The organism is Pseudomonas sp. Leaf58 (assembly GCF_003627215.1).
Classification (GTDB): domain Bacteria; phylum Pseudomonadota; class Gammaproteobacteria; order Pseudomonadales; family Pseudomonadaceae; genus Aquipseudomonas.
The window spans coordinates 468,740-485,899 of record NZ_CP032677.1 but is presented as its reverse complement, the minus strand read 5'-3'; the positions used below and the strand labels follow the sequence as shown (position 1 = coordinate 485,899).

15 protein-coding genes are annotated in these 17,160 nt (G+C 63.4%); 8 read left to right on the top strand and 7 right to left on the bottom strand.

Translation table 11 applies throughout. The annotated features are described in order from the left end of the window. Positions 1 to 154: 154 nt before the first annotated feature. The 4 genes from DV532_RS02145 to DV532_RS02130 all read right to left on the bottom strand — a co-directional run bounded on the left by DV532_RS02145 (position 155) and on the right by DV532_RS02130 (position 5,675). Positions 155 to 1,189 (bottom strand): ABC transporter substrate-binding protein, encoded by a 1,035-nt coding sequence (locus DV532_RS02145; RefSeq protein ID WP_056805490.1) that lies wholly within the window; start codon positions 1,187 to 1,189, stop codon positions 155 to 157. Between the two features lie 40 nt (positions 1,190 to 1,229). Further along, a complete protein-coding gene (locus DV532_RS02140) occupies positions 1,230 to 2,354 on the bottom strand; it encodes an ABC transporter ATP-binding protein (protein WP_051096152.1) in 1,125 nt (374 codons plus the stop codon). Positions 2,355 to 2,647: 293 nt separating this feature from the next. After that, a complete protein-coding gene (locus DV532_RS02135; RefSeq protein ID WP_177339551.1) occupies positions 2,648 to 3,280 on the bottom strand; it encodes a response regulator transcription factor in 633 nt (210 codons plus the stop codon). A gap of 7 nt (positions 3,281 to 3,287) precedes the next feature. Beyond that, entirely contained in the window at positions 3,288 to 5,675 is a 2,388-nt protein-coding gene (locus DV532_RS02130) for a PAS domain S-box protein (protein ID WP_056805496.1), read from the bottom strand. 95 nt (positions 5,676 to 5,770) lie between these two features. On the opposite strand from DV532_RS02130, the gene DV532_RS02125 reads away from it, so the two are divergent. Further along, a complete protein-coding gene (locus DV532_RS02125) occupies positions 5,771 to 6,769 on the top strand; it encodes an alpha/beta hydrolase family protein (RefSeq protein WP_056805500.1) in 999 nt (332 codons plus the stop codon). Positions 6,770 to 6,815: 46 nt separating this feature from the next. Here DV532_RS02125 and DV532_RS02120 read toward each other — a convergent pair whose 3' ends face one another. From DV532_RS02120 to DV532_RS02110, 3 genes are read right to left on the bottom strand one after another with little or no spacing between them, the layout of a single operon-like run. Beyond that, positions 6,816 to 7,583 carry a TerB family tellurite resistance protein gene (locus tag DV532_RS02120; protein WP_056805503.1) on the bottom strand — a complete coding sequence of 256 codons (768 nt, stop codon included), beginning with the start codon at positions 7,581 to 7,583 and terminating at the stop codon, positions 6,816 to 6,818. A gap of 1 nt (position 7,584) precedes the next feature. Next, on the bottom strand, positions 7,585 to 8,256 hold the full coding sequence (gene murU / locus DV532_RS02115) for an N-acetylmuramate alpha-1-phosphate uridylyltransferase MurU (protein WP_056805506.1): 672 nt from the start codon (positions 8,254 to 8,256) through the stop codon (positions 7,585 to 7,587). After that, positions 8,253 to 9,272 (bottom strand): aminoglycoside phosphotransferase family protein, encoded by a 1,020-nt coding sequence (locus tag DV532_RS02110; protein WP_056805508.1) that lies wholly within the window; start codon positions 9,270 to 9,272, stop codon positions 8,253 to 8,255. The genes murU and DV532_RS02110 overlap by 4 nt, the downstream gene beginning before the upstream one ends. 130 nt (positions 9,273 to 9,402) lie before the next feature. Between DV532_RS02110 and DV532_RS02105 the strand changes: the two genes are divergently transcribed. The 7 genes from DV532_RS02105 (at position 9,403) to glpE (ending at position 17,092) form a co-directional block, all read left to right on the top strand. Next, positions 9,403 to 12,210, top strand: coding sequence for an LPS-assembly protein LptD (locus DV532_RS02105; RefSeq protein ID WP_056805511.1), 2,808 nt, complete (start codon positions 9,403 to 9,405; stop codon positions 12,208 to 12,210). Next, positions 12,191 to 13,510, top strand: coding sequence for a peptidylprolyl isomerase SurA (surA, locus tag DV532_RS02100; RefSeq protein WP_056805515.1), 1,320 nt, complete (start codon positions 12,191 to 12,193; stop codon positions 13,508 to 13,510). Before DV532_RS02105 ends, surA begins: the two co-directional genes overlap by 20 nt. Further along, the gene (gene pdxA / locus DV532_RS02095) at positions 13,507 to 14,496 is read left to right on the top strand and encodes a 4-hydroxythreonine-4-phosphate dehydrogenase PdxA (RefSeq protein WP_056805518.1); all 990 of its coding nucleotides are present in this window, start codon (positions 13,507 to 13,509) and stop codon (positions 14,494 to 14,496) included. Before surA ends, pdxA begins: the two co-directional genes overlap by 4 nt. Continuing rightward, positions 14,493 to 15,296: a 16S rRNA (adenine(1518)-N(6)/adenine(1519)-N(6))-dimethyltransferase RsmA gene (gene rsmA / locus DV532_RS02090; protein ID WP_056805523.1), complete on the top strand. Its 804-nt coding sequence runs from the start codon at positions 14,493 to 14,495 to the stop codon at positions 15,294 to 15,296. The genes pdxA and rsmA overlap by 4 nt, the downstream gene beginning before the upstream one ends. A 207-nt stretch (positions 15,297 to 15,503) precedes the next feature. Then, the gene (gene apaG / locus DV532_RS02085) at positions 15,504 to 15,884 is read left to right on the top strand and encodes a Co2+/Mg2+ efflux protein ApaG (RefSeq protein WP_012270198.1); all 381 of its coding nucleotides are present in this window, start codon (positions 15,504 to 15,506) and stop codon (positions 15,882 to 15,884) included. Next, complete coding sequence (locus tag DV532_RS02080; protein WP_056805526.1) at positions 15,884 to 16,750, top strand: symmetrical bis(5'-nucleosyl)-tetraphosphatase; 867 nt, start codon at positions 15,884 to 15,886, stop codon at positions 16,748 to 16,750. The genes apaG and DV532_RS02080 overlap by 1 nt, the downstream gene beginning before the upstream one ends. 12 nt (positions 16,751 to 16,762) lie before the next feature. Next, positions 16,763 to 17,092 (top strand): thiosulfate sulfurtransferase GlpE, encoded by a 330-nt coding sequence (glpE, locus tag DV532_RS02075; RefSeq protein WP_056805528.1) that lies wholly within the window; start codon positions 16,763 to 16,765, stop codon positions 17,090 to 17,092. Positions 17,093 to 17,160 lie beyond the last annotated feature (68 nt).

Below are 17,160 nucleotides of genomic sequence, written 5' to 3'. Positions count from 1 at the left end.
TCCGCGATACGAACTGAAAAATGGGGCTGCTGCGCAGCCCATCGCCGGCAAGCCCGGCTTCCACAGGTACTGCACTGACTTCAGAGAATGCGCGCTCCCTGTGGGAGCTGGCTTGCCAGCGATGGGCCGCATAGCGGCCCTGCTTTCCGGTGTCCTACTTCTTCGCCGCCCAGGCGTTGAAGCGTTGCTCCAGTTGCTCGCTGTTGTCAGCCCAGAAGGCCACATCGATCTGCACCTGGTTGGCGATGTTTTCAGGCGTGGTCGGCATGTCCTTCTTCACATCGTCCGACAGCAGGCTCACAGCCTTGGCGTTGGCCGGGCCGTAGGCGATGTTCTCGGAGTAGGTCTTCTGCTGCTCGGGCTTGACGCTGTAGGCGATGAACTTCTTCGCTTCTTCGACGTTCTTGGCACCTTTAGGGATAGCCCAGGCATCGAAGTCGTAGATGCCGCCGTTCCACACCACCTTGAGGTTGCTCTCTTTTTGCACGGCGGCGATACGGCCGTTGTAAGCGGAGCTCATGACCACGTCACCCGAGGCCAAAAACTGCGGTGGCTGCGCGCCAGCTTCCCACCACTGAATGCTGGGCTTGAGTTCATCGAGCTTCTTGAAGGCACGGTCTTGGCCTTCTTTGGTGGCCAACACTTTGTAGACGTCCTTGGGCGCAACGCCGTCGGCCATCAAGGCAAACTCCATCGTGTACTTGGCGCCTTTGCGCAGGCCACGCTTGCCTGGGAACTGCTTGGTGTCCCAGAAGTCAGCCCAGCTGGTAGGTGCGGTCTTGAGCTTGTCAGCGTTGTACGCCATGACCGTGGACCACACGAAGAAGCCCACACCACACGGTTGGATCGCCCCCGGCACGTAGTCGGCTTCATCCCCGAACAACGCGGGGTCGAGCTCTTCGAACATCCCCTCATCGCAACCACGGGCTAGCTCTGGCGACTCAACCTCTACCAGGTTCCACGACACGCTCTTGGTGTCGACCATCGCCTTCACCTTGGCCATTTCGCCGTTGTATTCACCCGCGACGATCTTGCCGTTACCCGCCTTTTCCCATGGCTCGTAGAACGCTTTGACCTGGGCAGCCTTGTTAGCGCCACCAAACGAAATTACGGTCAAGTCTGCGGCCATGGCCTGGCCAGCGGCGAACAGCCCCAGGGCCAGGGCGGTCAGTTTCAACTGCTTGCGCATTATTATTCTCTCCACAGTACAGGGTTGGTGAAGCAATCCATCAATGGGCTTCGGCAATCGGATCGAGCGCGCGGGCGTGCTCCACCTCCCAGCCCAGCGGTACCACATCGCCCACGGCCAGGGCCGGGTCGAGCTCGGCAATCGGCTGTTTCACGAAGAAGTCGCCCTTGCCGCAAACCTCCAGGCGCACCCGCACGTGGTCGCCAAGGTAAATGAATTCGGCCACCCGGCCAGAAAAGCGGTTGACGCAGCTTTCGCTGTGGCCGTTCAGGCGCACCCGCTCCGGGCGGATAGACAAGGTCACCGGCTCGCCGGCCTGACCGACGTTCACAGCCAGCGCCTCAACCCGCTCGCCGCGCGCCAGCTGCACCTGGCAGCGCTTGCCATCGCTGGCCAGCAGGGTGCCGTTAATGCGGTTGTTTTCGCCGATGAAGTTGGCGACGAAGGTATTGCAGGGTTCTTCGTACAGCGTGCGCGGATCGGCGATCTGCTGGATCTCGCCCTGGTGGAACACGGCCACGCGGTCGGACATGGTCAGCGCCTCGCCCTGGTCGTGGGTTACATACACCACGGTCACGCCCAGGCGCTGGTGAATGTGCTTGATCTCCATCTGCATGTGCTCGCGCAGCTGCTTGTCCAAGGCACCCAGTGGTTCGTCCATCAGCACCAACTGCGGCTCGAACACCAGCGCACGGGCCAGCGCCACACGTTGCTGCTGGCCGCCGGACAACTGGCCGGGGTAGCGCTTGGCGAAAGCATCGAGCTGAACCATGTTCAGCACCCGCTTCACCCGCTCGCTGATGTCGGTTTTGCTCAGGTTACGCACGGTCAGCGGGAAGGCCAGGTTCTCAGCCACGGTCATGTGCGGGAATAGCGCATAGTTCTGGAACACCATGCCGATGTCGCGCTTGTGCGGCGGCACGTTGTTGATCGACCGCCCAGCCAGCTGGATTTCACCAGCGGTGGGAGTTTCGAAACCGGCCAGCATCATCAGGCTGGTGGTTTTGCCCGAGCCGGACGGGCCAAGCAGGGTGAGGAACTCGCCCTTGCGGATATCCAGGTTGAGGTCTTTGACGATCAGCGACTCGCCGTCGTAGCTCTTCTGCACACCACGGAAGCTGACCAGCGTTTCGCTGGTTGCAGCGTTCGACTTCGCCTCGCTCATGCCTGCACCTTTTTGTTGGATGACTGCGTAGGCAAAGACTAGACAAGCGGCAAGCACCGGGAAATCGGGGGTGCTGAGAGAATGCCATCATCCGGATGGAAGATTTGTTGTAGGGATTGCCCTACAAAGATGGCGGGTTTGGAATGCCCCCTGTGCCCTGCTACGGCCGTTGTAGGCGCGGGTTTACCCGCGAAAGGGCCGGTCCAGGCACCGCACATAGCAGGCTAGGCCCTTTCGCGGGTAAACCCGCGCCTACAACGGGCGGTGCAGACCGCGGGACAGGCATGTCGCAATCAGACCAGCTTGTGCTCCATGGCGTACTTCACCAACTCCGCCAGCGAGTTCACTTTCAGCTTCTGCATCAACCGCGCCTTGTGGGTGCTGATGGTTTTGCTCGACAGCGCCAGTTGCTGAGCGATGTCATTGACGTTAGCGCCCTGAGCCAGGCGCTCGAACACTGAAAACTCCCGCTCCGACAGCAATGTGTGCAACGGTCGCGACTCGGTCAGGCCCACCTCGAATACCATGCGGTCAGCCAGCGCCGGGTCGATATAGCGCCCACCGGCGGCAACCCGGCGAATGGCGGTCAGCAACAGCGCCGGGTCGCTGTCCTTGGTGGCATAGCCCGCTGCCCCAGCCTTCAGCGCCCGTGCCGCCATCTGCGCCTCATCGTGCATCGACAGCATCAGGATCGCCGGCGCATCGTGCAACGCCCGGATCCGTGGGATCGCCTCCAGGCCATTCACGCCCGGCATCGAAATATCCAGCAACACCACCTCGCAAGGGGTGTGGCGCAGGGTTTCGAGCAACTGCTCGCCATTACCGGCTTCCCCCACCACCTGCATGTCCTTGGCCAGGCCAATCAACTGCTTGATGCCCTCACGGACAATGGTGTGGTCTTCGGCCACCAGCACTCGAATCACGATCGCTCTCCTACTCCAACGGTATGGCCACGCTCAGGCTGGTGCCTTCGCCCGGCTCACTGTTCAGCACCATGCTGCCGCCCAACATCAACACTCGCTCGCGCATCCCTACCAGGCCGAATGACGTGGGCCGGGGCTGGTCACGGCAAAACCCCCGGCCATCATCGCTGATGGTCATGCGCAATTGCCCACGCTCAGGCACCAGTTCGATCTCCACACTGTGCGCCTGGGCATGGCGCATCACGTTGGTCAGCGCCTCTTGGAGGATTCGGAACAGCCCGGTGGCCTTGGCGTCGCTCAATGCTGGCAGATTATCCGGTACTTGCACCAGGCAGGGGATTTGCGTGCGTGTCTCGAAGCGCCGCGCCTGCCATTCGATGGCCGAGGCAATACCGGCATCGAGGATCGGCGGGCGCAAGGCAGTGGCCACGTCGCGCACCAACTGGAACAGCTGGGCGATCAGGCGCTTCATGCTGGCCAGGCGCTCGTTCAGGCCGGGGTCCAGTTCGGCAAAGGCCAGCTCGCACATCGATACCTCCAGCTTGAGCACGGTCAGCATTTGCCCCAGCTCATCGTGCACTTCGCGGGCGATGCGGGCTTTCTCTTCTTCACGCACGCTCTCCAGATGGGCCGACAGCTCGCGCAGCTGCTCCTGGGATTTCGCCAGGGCCAGCTCTGCTCGCTTGCCTTGGGTGATGTCCCACACCACGCCGTCCCACACCACCCGGCCATTGGCCAGGCGCCGGGTACTGGCCTTGATGTCGGCCCAGCGCTGTTCGCCGTGGCGGGTCAGGATGCGCCCCTGCCAGGACCAGTCCTGGTCATTGGCCAGGGCCAGGTCCTGCACCCGGTGGTAATCGCTGCGGTCTTCGGGGTGCACGAGGTTGCGCAGGCCCATTTGCGGGTGCTGGATTTCGCTGGGCGCATAGCCCACCAGGGCCTCGCTACCCTCGCTGATGTAAGGGAACTCCAGGTCGCCCTCGGCCGGGTTGCGCTCCAGGCGAAACACCAGCCCCGGCACGTTGCCGGCAATGCCCTTGAGCCGCGCCTCGCTTTCGCGCAGGGCGGCCAGGGCGCGGTGGCGCTCGGTGACATCGGCGAGGTAGACCACCAGGTACTCGGAATCACGAAAGCGCAGAAAGCTCAGCGACAGCTCCACCGGCAGCAGGCTGTGGTCGGCCCGCCGGCAGTGTGTTTCAAATTGGCCGACACCGCCCTCCCCGGTGCGTGCGCCCTTCCACAACTCCAGCCAGCGGTCCATGTTCAGGCTGGGTTCAAAGGCGCTCAGCGGCCGCTCCAGCAGTTCGCCTTCGCCATAGCCCAGCATGCGTTCGGCGGCGTGGTTGGCGTAGCGCACGTGGCTGTCCCAGTTCACCCAGAGGATGCCCACTGTGCTCTGGTCGATGGCGAACTGGCTGAGGCGCAGCGCTTCTTCGCGCACTTGCCGCTCCACCAGGCTTTCTCGCGTGGCCAGCAGGCTGCGCTCCAGCTGGCGCTGCTGCCGACGCTGCCACACCAGGGTCGCCAAGGTGCACAACAGCAGCAGACCAAACAGCAAGGCCAAGTTCTGCCAGAAGCCCGCCGAGTCGCTCAGGCGTGGGTACTTCGGCTGCAACCAGCGCTGGTGCAGCTGCTCCAACTGCTTGGCTGGCAGGGCCTGCAAACCCCGCTCGAGCACATCGGCCAACAGCGGCCAGTCGCGCCGCGAACCGATGCGCAGCAGCTGCGGCAAACCGATATCGCCAACTACTGCCAGCTCGCCGAACTCGCTTTCGCGCGACAGGCGACTGAGCTGGGCCTCATCCATCACCGCGAAACTGGCTTGGCCACCCAGCACCAGCTGCAGGGCCTCCCGCTCGTTGGGTACGCCTTGCAGGTTGAGGTTGCTGTAGTTGCCGCGCAGGTAGTCGGCCAACTGGCTGGGCATGCGCACCACCACCCGCTGCTCGGCTTCGAGCTGTTCCAGGTCCACGGCCATGGCCCCGGTACGCGGCCCCACCACCAGCTGTGGCACGCGCATATACGGGTCGCTGAACAACCACAGGCGCAGGCTCGCTGGGGTTTGGGTAAGGCCTGGGGCGAAGTCGATTTCGCCAGCTTGCAGGGCATGCTCGAGGCTGGCCTGATCGGCGAAGTTGCGCCAGGTCAGGTCCAGGCGCAACGCCTGCGCCAGGCTGCTCACCAACTCCACATTGGCCCCGTACAGCTGCTGCAGACGGCGGTCGAACTGGGCGTAGGGGGCCTGCAGCACCAGGCCGACGCGCAGGCTGCGGTGCGTATCCAGCCACTGCTGCTGGGCCGGTTCGAGGGCGACTGTGGGCTGCGCCTCGGGCCTGGCCAATGCAATCAAGGGCAGCCACAAGCAGCCGATAACCAACAGGCGACGCACTCGCTTCATCTACACGCTCGTCTTGGCAAAGGCGGCCATGCAGCATGGCCGTCACGGGCAAATACTATTAGGCTGCCGGTATCATTCTGGCCTTGGGTTGACTCATGTCCACACTTTATCGCACGACGCTGGCAATGTGCTGCCTAGCCTCGATCATTCCACTCGGCGCCCTGGCCGCCGATGCCGCAAAACCAGCCACTACCACCGAGGCAGCTACTGCCCAAGCCCCGCGCCCGCCCCTGCTGGAGCGCAGCCAAGAAGATGCCCAGGCACTCGAGCGGCTGGTGCCCAAGGCCGAACAGCAGACCCTGCAGGCCGGTGCCGACAGTTTCCTGGCCCTGTGGAAGCCGGCCAACGACAGTGCTCCGCAAGGGGCAGTCATCATCGTCCCGGGCGCTGGCGAAACGGCCGACTGGCCGAATGCAGTTGGCCCATTACGGCAGAAGTTTCCTGATATCGGCTGGCACAGCCTGAGCATTAGCCTGCCCGACCTGCTCGCCGATAGCCCGCTGACGCGGGTTGAGGCCAAACCCGCTGCCGAGCCCGAAAAAGCCACCGGGCAAAGCGCACCAGCCAAGGCTGTACCCGCCGACGCCAATGCCAATGTCGCCCAAGCCACAGCGGCCGATGGCGACACGGCGCAAAGCAGCAATGCCGAACAAGCAAGCGAACAGACCGACCCAGCCGATGCCGAGCGCATCTTCGCCCGCCTGGACGCTGCAGTGGCCTTTGCCCAACAGCACAACGCCCGCAGCATCGTGCTGATCGGCCATGGCAGCGGGGCGTATTGGGCAGCCCGCTACCTGAGCGAAAAGCAACCCCCGCAGGTACAGAAACTGGTGATGGTCGCCGCGCAGACACCGGCGCGAGTGGAGCATGACCTGGAGAGCCTGGCGCCAACCTTGAACGTGCCAACTGCCGATATCTACTATGCCACCCGTAGCGCTGACCGTAACGCGGCGGTGCAGCGCCTGCAGGCCAGCAAACGGCAAAAGGACAGCCAGTACCGGCAGTTGTCGCTGATCGCCATGCCGGGGAACAAGGCGGCCGAACAGGAGCAGCTGTTCCGACGAGTGCGGGGGTGGATGAGCCCGCAGGGGTAAGGTTTGCCATGATGGCCCTCTCGCCGGCTTACCGGCGATAGGGCATTCAAAGCCCGCGCCGCTTGCGGATCATGGCGTAGGCTTGATGCAACTCACGGGTCCGCTCGGTCGCTTCGCGCAGCTGCGCCTCGCTAGCACCCGTGCCCGCCAGCTTGTCCGGGTGGTGCCGGCTGACCAGGCGACGATACGCCTGCTTGACCTTGTCGCCATCGGCGTCTGCCTCTACCGCCAGCAGCCGCAACGCCGCCGCATAGGTCATGGGCACGTCTCGCGCGCCCGCCGCCTTACGCGGCTCGTACTCCAGCGACATGGCCTGCACCTGCCGTCGGCTCAGGCCCAGCTTTTGCCCCCAGTCCAGCAGCAGCTCGCGCTCCTTGTTGCCCATCTTGCCGTCGGCCCAGACCATGCGCCAACAGGCACGCAAGGTGCCTTCTGCCGCGTGCGGCTGCTGGCGGATCCGCCGCAAGTGCCCGCCCAGCCGGTCTTTGCCAGCCTTGCCGCGGTTGAACGCGGCAATCGCGCGCAGCCTGGCCGCTTCGGCCAGGTCCAGGCGCACCATCTCCTGGCGCGCCTGCTGGATATGCTGCTCCGCCACCCGGCCATCGCACTTGGCCAGGCGCCCCAGCATCACGAACAGCAGTTCGTCGTCACGCATGGCTGGGCGCCCACTCAGGCGCTCACGCAGGTCCTCCCAGCCAGTCAAGCGCAGGCGGCGGTCGATGGCCTGCCCGAGCAACGCGCCGAGCAAGGCCCCCGGAATGCTGGCAACGGCAAAGCCGACCCCGGCACCAATCACCGTGCTTGGCCACCACATGTCAGGCGCGCTCGCCAATCAGGCGCTCGGCTTCGGCCAGGCGCTCGAGCGTACCCACATCCACCCAGTGCCCACGGTAGTGCTCGCCACTGACCTGGCCCGCAGCCATGGCCTGGCGTAGCAACGGCGCCAGCTTGAAGGCGCCAGCCTGGCAGCCCTCGAACAGCGCCGGGTGCAGCACCGAAAGGCCGCTGAAGGTCAGCGTGCCGGGGGCATCGTCGCCGTCGACGACCTGCTCGCCCACAAGGCGAAAGTCGCCACGGCCGTGATGGCCCGGGTTGTCGACCAGCACCAAGTGCGCCAGGCCTTGCAGGGGAGCCTGCAGGCGTGCGAAGTCATAGTCGGTCCAAACATCGCCGTTCACCAGCAGAAACGGCGCGCCCCCCAACAACGGCAGGGCCTTGAAGATGCCGCCGCCGGTTTCCAGCGGCTCACCCTCAGGCGAATAGCGGATGCTCAACCCAAAACGGCTGCCGTCACCCAGGTGGTCCTCAATCTGCTGACCAAGCCAGGCATGGTTAATCACCACTTCGGTGACGCCCGCCGCTGCCAGGGCCCGCAGGTGGTACTCGATCAGCGGCTGGCCCGCGACCGGCACCAGCGGCTTGGGGGTGTGCAGGGTCAGCGGGCGCATACGCTCGCCTTTGCCCGCTGCCAGGATCATTGCCTTCATGCACGCGCTCCGGCCTGCAACTCGGCAATCAGCTCACCCAGCTCCGCCAATTCGGGCCGGCGACCGATCACTTCTTTTATATAGGCGAAGAAACGCGGTACGTCGCCCAGGTAACGGGGTTTGCCGTCGCGGTGGCAGATACGGGCGAAGATGCCGATCACCTTCAGGTGGCGTTGCACGCCCATCAGGTCGCTGGCACGCTGGAACGCCTCGAAATCGGCCTGCACCGGGATGCCGGCGGCCTGGGCCTTGTGCCAGTAGTCACGCAGCCAGCCTTCGACCCGCGCCTGTGGCCAGCTGAGGAAGGCGTCCTTGAACAGGCAGGTGATGTCATAGGTGACCGGCCCGTAGACCGCGTCCTGGAAGTCCAACACACCGGGGTTGGGCGTGCTGTGCATCAGGTTGCGTGGCATGTAGTCACGGTGCACCAGCACCTTGGGCTGGGCCAGGGCGCTGTCGATCAACAGTTGGCTGACGCGCTGCCAGGTGGCTTTTTGGGCATCGCTGAAAGCCAGGCCAAGCTCACGCCCCACGTACCACTCGGGAAACAGTTCGACTTCCCGGCGCAGCAGCGCGTCGTCGTAGCTGGGCAGCGGCGCATCCATTGGCAGGCGCTGGAAGGCCAGCAGGGCGTCTATGGCATCGGCGAACAGGCCGTCAGCGTTGTCGGCATCGATGATGTCGAGGTAGGTCTGGTGGCCCAGGTCACCCAGCAGCAGGAAGCCGCGGTCCAGGTCCTGGGCGTGGATCAGCGGCACATGCACGTCGGCGCTGGCCAGCAGATGGTCAATGGCGACGAACGGGCGGCAGTTCTCCTGCGGCGGTGGTGCATCCATGATCACAAAGCTGTGGCCGGCACCCTGCCAGCGGAAATAACGGCGGAAGCTGGCATCACTGCTGGCCGCGGTCAAGCTGCCTGCTGGCACTTCGCCCCAGGCGTTTTTTAGGAAAAGATCATTGAGCTGCTCATCGAGCCAGACCGTCAGTTGTTGCAGGCGTACATCGTGTTCAGGCATTACAAGGGTCTCCGACGGCCCTAGCCGTCAAGCGGGTCATGCTTTATTATCCAGCATCTTTTTCAGACCATCGAGAGGCGTGCGGCCCCACACGCGGGCAGATGGCACGCAGGAAGCCCGGACTAATAAGATGGCATTGAAATCCCCCGCGTTTCGTAGAAAATTTCCGTTGCTGGTGACCGGCGGTCTGCTGGCCCTGCAACCTTTGGCCACCTCGCACGTGATGGCGGCCGAACAGTTCGACTGCCAAGTGTCCGCCTCCGGTGGTTGGGACTGCAAGCCCAAGACCCCAACCAACAACCTGCCACCGCGCCCGGTGCACGAAGGTGCGGCTGTCAGTTCTGGCAGCGAGTCCGCCACTGAAGCCGAAACCGCGGACAAGCCGATGCTGGTCACCGAGGCCAAGGGCCGTGGCCTGAAGTCGCGCAGCGAAGACTTCAGCCACCTGGACTGGGTCCCACGTGAAAAGCTGACCGCAGCCCAGCTGGCCGAAACCGGCCCGTACTGCGGAGGCGCCTACATCGAACCAACCCGCCCGGGCATGGCCGACAACACGCCGAAAGACGAGTCGCCAACCTACATCAACGCCAAGGTGTCCAAGTACCAGCAGGAGCAGCAAATCGCTACCCTCGCCGGTGACGTGGTGATGCGCCAAGGCAGCATGCAGGCCGAAGCCGACGAGGCCAACCTGTACCAGGCCGAGAACCGTGGCGAGCTCAAGGGCAACGTCAAGATCCGTGACAACGGCTCGCTGGTGGTCGGTGACCAGGCGCAAATCCAGCTCGACACGGGCGAGGCCCAAGTCGACAACGCCGAATACGTGATGCACAAGTCGCACATCCGCGGCAACGCCCTGTACGCCAAGCGTGGCGAAAACGCCATCATCCGCCTCAAGGACGGTACGTACACCACCTGTGAACCGGGCAGCAACGCCTGGCAGCTGAAGGGCAACAACATCACCCTGAACCCGGCCACCGGTTTCGGTACCGCGACCAACGTCACCCTGCGGGTCAAGGATTTCCCGGTGTTCTATACACCGTACATCTACTTCCCAATCGATGACCGTCGCCAGTCCGGCTTCTTGCCGCCTTCGTTCAGCACCAGCAGCGACACCGGCTTCACGCTGGTCACACCGTACTACTTCAACCTGGCACCGAACTACGACGCCACGTTGTACCCGCGCTACATGACCAAGCGCGGCCTGCTGATGGAAGGCGAGTTCCGCTACCTGACACCGTCCAGCGAAGGCCAGTTCGGCGGCGCGTACCTGAACGACAAGGACGACGACCGCAAAGACCAGACTGATTATAAAGAACAGCGCTGGATGACCAACTGGCAGCACAAAGGTGGCCTGGACGAGCGCCTGATGACCGAGGTGGACTACACCGACATCAGCGACCCGTTCTACTTCCAGGACCTGGAGTCCGACCAGATTGGCGTAGAGAGCAAAGACCTGCTCAACCAGCAGGGCGCACTGACCTACCGCGGCGACAGCTACACCGCCCGGTTGAACGTGCATGCCTACGAGATGGCGACCATCTCGCAGATCACGCCGTATGATCGTCTGCCGCAGATCACCCTTAACGGTTTGCTGCCGGCCCAGCCGGGTGGGTTGAACTTTGGTTACGAAACCGAAGCCGTTCGCTTTGATCGTGACCTGAAGGACGACTTCGTACTCGACAAAGATGGCAATCCGGACGCCAGTGCCGGGGTGCCAGGCCGACGTCTTGACGAAAACATCTTCGGTGTCGCGCGTGCCAACGGTACCCGCCTGAACGTCGCCCCTTCCATCAGCCTGCCGATGACAGCCAGCTACGGCTATGTCACGCCAAAGCTGAAGTACATGTACACCCATTACGATCTTGACCTGGATGGCAAGGGCAAGAGCGATGTTGCCAGCTCAAGTGCCGACACCCTGGACCTGTACGGCGACTTCAAGAGCAACCAGAATCGCGACATTCCGATTTTCAGCGTCGACAGCGGCCTGTACTTCGACCGCAACACCTCGCTGTTCGGTACAAACTACCGCCAGACCCTCGAGCCGCGCCTGTTCTATCTGTATGTCCCATACAAGGACCAGATGGACATCCCGCTGTTCGATACCAGCGAGACACTGTTCAGCTATGACTCGCTGTTCCGCGACAACCGCTTCAGCGGTGTCGACCGCATCGGCGACGAGAACAAGCTGTCGCTGGGCGCGACCACCCGCTGGATCGAAGAAAACGGCTTCGAGCGCCAGAACCTGAGCGTCGGCCAGGCCTACTACTTCAAAGACCGCAAGGCCCAGCTGCCAGGCATCGACTACCGCACCCGCAAGGATGCACAGTCCGATGTATCGCCGTACGCCTTGCTGTACAACTACTACTTCAACCGCGATTGGCGCTTCAATTCGGACTTCAACTGGGACCCGGACAGCCGCAGCACCCGTTCGGGCAGCGCGATGTTCCACTACCAGCCGGAAGACAACCCGAACAAGGTGGTCAACCTCGGTTATCGCTACCGCAACGACACCATTGCCTACGACTCGACCACCGGTACGTGGAAAGTGGGCGGCGGCGACTACGGCACACCGGGCGACCCGAACTACATCAAGGACTACTACAAGATCCAGCAGCATGACTTCTCGGTCATCTGGCCGATCGTCCCGCAATGGAGCGTCATCGCTCGCTGGCAGCATGACTACAACCGCAACCGCACCCTGGAAGCCATGGGTGGTTTCGAGTACGACAACTGCTGCTGGAAGCTGCGCCTGATCAACCGTTACTGGATCGACTACGACGACTTCAGCCAGGCACTTCCGCAGAACGAAAAAGGCGACCACGGCATCTTCCTTCAGATCGTCCTGAAAGGCCTCGGTGGCGTCGTTGGCAACAAGGTCGAATCTTTCCTCGACCAAGGCATTCAAGGTTACCGTGAACGTGAAGACCAAGCTTATTGATCGTCTGCGCCCAGCGTTGCTGGGCGTTGCATTGCTGAGTGGCGCGGTGCATGCCGCGGTGCAACCTCTTGATCGCGTGGTGGCCATCGTCGACAACGACGTGGTCATGCAAAGCCAGCTGGACCAGCGCGTCCACGAGGTGCAACAAACCATCGCCAAGCGCGGCGGCGGCGTGCCGCCCACCGGCGCTTTGGAGCAGCAGGTGCTGGAACGTCTGATCGTCGAGAACCTGCAGCTGCAGATCGGCGAGCGCTCCGGCATCCGCATTACCGACGAAGAGCTGAACCAGGCCATCGGCACCATTGCCCAGCGTAATGGCATGTCGCTGGACCAGTTCCGCGCCGCCCTGGCCCGCGATGGCCTGTCGTTCGACGACGCTCGCGAGCAGGTCAAGCGCGAGATGATCATCAGCCGCGTGCGCCAGCGCCGCGTGGCCGAGCGCATCCAGGTATCCGAGCAGGAAGTGAAAAACTTCCTCAACTCCGACCTGGGCAAAATGCAGATGTCGGAAGAGTACCGCTTGGCCAACATCCTGATTCCGACCCCGGAAGCGGCCAACTCGGAGGCCATCCAGGCTGCCGCCCGCCAGGTCGGCGATGTTTACCAGCAGCTTAAGCAAGGCGCCGACTTCGGCCAAATGGCCATCGCCCGTTCCGCCAGCGAAAACGCCCTCGAAGGCGGCGAGATGGGCTGGCGTAAAGCCGGCCAGTTGCCACCAGACTTCGCCAAGATGCTCAGCAGCATGCCGGTCGGCGAAATCACCCAGCCGATCCGCATTCCCAACGGCTTCATCATCCTCAAGCTTGAGGAGAAGCGCGGTGGCAGCGAAAACGTGCTGCGTGACGAAGTGCATGTGCGCCACATCCTGATCAAGCCAAGCGAGATCCGCAGCGAAGCGGCCACCGAGCAATTGGCCGAGCGCCTGTACGAGCGCATCAAGAATGGCGAAGACTTCGGCGAGCTGGCCAAGAGCTTCTCGGAAGACCCGGGCTCGGCGCTCAATGGCGGCGACCTCAACTGGATCGACCCGAACAGCCTGGTACCTGAGTTCCGCGAACAGATGGCCAACGCCGCCCAGGGCGAAGTCACCCGTCCGTTCAAGACCCAGTATGGTTGGCATGTTCTGGAAGTGCTGGGCCGCCGCGCCACCGACAGCACCGAGCAGGCTCGCGAACAGCAGGCCATGGGCGTACTGCGCAACCGCAAGTACGACGAAGAGCTGCAAACCTGGCTGCGCCAGATCCGTGACGAAGCCTACGTTGAAATCAAGCTGCCTGGCACTGACCAGGCCGCCCAGTGAAGCCACTGCGCTTCGCCGTCACCCCCGGCGAGCCGGCCGGCATAGGCCCCGACCTGTGCCTGCTGCTTGCCGCCGACGCCCAGCCTCACCCCCTGATCGCCATCACCAGCCGTGACCTGCTCGCCGAGCGGGCCGCCCAGCTGGGGCTGGCCGTCAAACTGCTGCCGGTAGCGCCAGGCCAATGGCCCGAGCAGCCGGCGCCAGCGGGCAGCCTGTACGTCTGGGATACGCCCCTGGCGGCCCCGGTGGTGTCAGGCCAGCTCGACAAAGCCAACGCAGCGTTCGTGCTAGAAACCCTGACCCGGGCCGGGCAAGGCTGCCTGGCCGGGCATTTTGCCGGGATGATCACCGCCCCTGTGCACAAGGGCGTGATTAACGAAAGCGGTATCGCCTTCTCCGGGCACACCGAGTTCCTGGCTGACCTGACCCACACCGCGCAAGTGGTGATGATGCTGGCTACCCGTGGCCTGCGTGTGGCCTTGGTGACTACGCACCTGCCGCTACGCGATATTGCCGACGCCATCACCGCTGAGCGCGTCGAGCGTGTTACCCGCATCCTGCATGCCGACATGCGTGACAAGTTCGGCATCGCCAACCCTCGCATCCTGGTATGCGGCCTGAACCCGCACGCGGGTGAAGGCGGCCACCTGGGCCGCGAGGAAATCGACATCATCGAGCCGACCTTGGCCCGCCTGCGCACCGAAGGCATGGACCTGCGCGGGCCGCTGCCGGCCGATACCCTGTTTACCCCCAAATATCTGGAGCACTGCGATGCGGTGCTGGCGATGTACCACGACCAAGGCCTGCCCGTACTCAAGTACAAAGGCTTCGGCGCTGCGGTCAACGTGACCCTGGGCCTGCCGATCATCCGCACGTCGGTCGACCATGGCACCGCCCTGGACCTGGCCGGTACCGGCAAGGTCGACACCGGCAGCCTGCGCGTCGCACTGGAAACCGCCTACCAGATGGCCGAGAACCGACCATGAACGAGCAATACCAACACCGGGCGCGCAAGCGCTTCGGCCAGAACTTCCTGCACGACGCTGGCGTCATCGACCGCATCCTGCGTGCCATCAACGCCAAGGCGGGCGAACACCTGCTGGAAATCGGCCCGGGCCAGGGCGCCCTGACCGAAGGCCTGCTGGGCAGCGGCGCACAGCTGGACGTGGTGGAACTGGACAAAGACCTGGTGCCGATCCTGCAGCACAAGTTCGCTGGCCGCGGCAATTTCCGCCTGCATCAGGGCGACGCCCTGAAGTTCGACTTCAACCAGCTGGGCGTGCCACCGCGCAGCCTCAAGGTGGTCGGCAACCTGCCCTACAATATCTCCACCCCGCTGATCTTCCATTTGCTCAGCCATGCTGGGCTGATTCGCGACATGCACTTCATGCTGCAAAAAGAAGTGGTCGAGCGCATGGCGGCCGGCCCTGGCGGTGGTGACTGGGGGCGCCTATCGATCATGGTGCAGTACCACTGCCGGGTCGAGCACCTGTTCAATGTTGGCCCTGGCGCCTTCAACCCGCCGCCAAAAGTGGACTCGGCCATCGTCCGACTGGTGCCACACGAAGTGCTGCCCTACCCGGCCAAAGACCACCTGCTACTGGAACGCGTGGTACGCGAAGCGTTCAACCAGCGCCGCAAGACCCTGCGCAACACCCTGAAAGGCCTGCTCGACAGCGCGGCCATCGAGGCTGCTGGCGTGGATGGCAGCCTGCGCCCCGAACAGCTGGACCTGGCGGCCTTCGTGCGCCTGGCTGACCAGCTTGCTAATCAGCAACAAGCCTGATTTAGCCTGGAGCGGCCTCTTCACGGGTAAACCCGCGCCTATATGGGGCCGCACAATCATCTAATGTGTGCGGTCCCTGGTAGGTGCGGGTTCACCCGCGAAGAGGCCGGCACAGACAACCCAAAACCCCAAGCCCTACAGCGCTGGCCCTCCCCCCTCTCAATGGCCTAGACTGCATTACTGCGTCAGTTCTCCCAAGGCCCTTGCATGTCCGACCCCCGCTATCAGATCGACGTCAGCGTCGTGACCCGCTACCTCAAAGAACAATCCGACCCCGAAAACAGTCGTTTCGCTTTCGCCTACACCATTACCGTGCAGAACAATGGCTCGCTCAAAGCCAAGCTGCTGTCGCGCCACTGGCTGATCACCAACGGTGACGGCGAAGTCGAGGAGGTGCGCGGCGCCGGCGTAGTCGGCCAGCAACCCAATATCGACCCGGGCCAGAGCCACACCTACAGCAGCGGCGCGGTCATCAGCACCCGCGTTGGCACCATGCAGGGCAGCTACCAGATGTTCGCCGAAGACGGCAAACGCTTCGACGCCGAGATTGCCCCCTTCCGCCTGGCGGTACCCGGGGCACTGCACTGATGGCCACCTACGCCGTCGGTGACCTGCAGGGCTGCCTGCAGCCACTCAAGTGCCTGCTCGAACGCGTCAAATTCAACCCTGCCGTCGACCGCCTGTGGTTGGTCGGTGACCTGGTCAACCGCGGCCCCGAATCACTGGCAACCTTGCGCTTCCTTTATTCGATCCGCCAGTCGCTGGTCTGCGTGCTGGGCAATCATGACCTGCACCTGCTGGCCGCCTGGCACAACGTCGAACGGCTGAAAAAAAGCGACACCCTACGCGAGATCATCGACGCGCCAGACGCCGACCAACTGCTCGACTGGCTACGCCGGCAAAAGCTGCTGCATTACGATGACCCCCGTGGCATCGCTCTGGTTCACGCAGGCATTCCGCCGCAATGGACCCTGGGCAAAGCCTTGGAACTGGCTGCCGAAGTCGAGGAAGTGCTGCGCGATGACGAGCGCCTGAAGCTGTACCTGGACGGCATGTATGGCAACGAGCCAAACAAGTGGAGCAAGAACCTAAGCGGCATCGAACGCCTGCGGGTCATCACCAACTGCCTCACGCGCATGCGCTTCTGCACCGCCGAGGGCAAGCTCGACCTCAAGAGCAAAGAAGGCCTGGATACCGCGCCCAAAGGCTACAAGCCCTGGTACGCGCACAAAAACCGCCGCTCACGCCATGTAAAAATCATCTTCGGCCACTGGGCCGCCCTGCAGGGCAAGGTTGACGAGCCCGGTATCATCGCCTTGGACACCGGTTGCGTGTGGGGCGGTGCCATGACCCTGTACAACGTCGACAGCGGCGAATACCACCGCTGTGACTGCGCCGACGACGGCACCCTTCGTGCACCGGCCCAACCCACTACACTGAACGATAAACCCTGAAGGAAAGCCCCCATGAGCGAATTCAAGCGCATCCCTCCCGAACAGGCACTGGCCCTGCGCGCGCAAGGTGCGGTAGTCGTCGACATTCGCGACTCGCAGGCCTTCGCCGCCGGCCACATCACCGGCGCCCAGCATCTGGATAACCACTCGGTCGCCGAGTTCATCCGCAATGCCGACCTCGACGCCCCAACCCTGGTGGTCTGCTACCACGGCAACTCCAGCCAGAGCGCCGCCGCCTACTTGGTAGGCCAGGGCTTCTCCGACGTTTACAGCGTCGACGGCGGTTTTGAACTGTGGCGCGCCACCTACCCGGCAGAGACCGCCCTAGGCAGCGCCGAATAAATTTTTCATTTTTACTGCAGCCCGCGCCCCGTGCGGGCTTGCGGGCGATCTGACGAACGGTCGTTCGT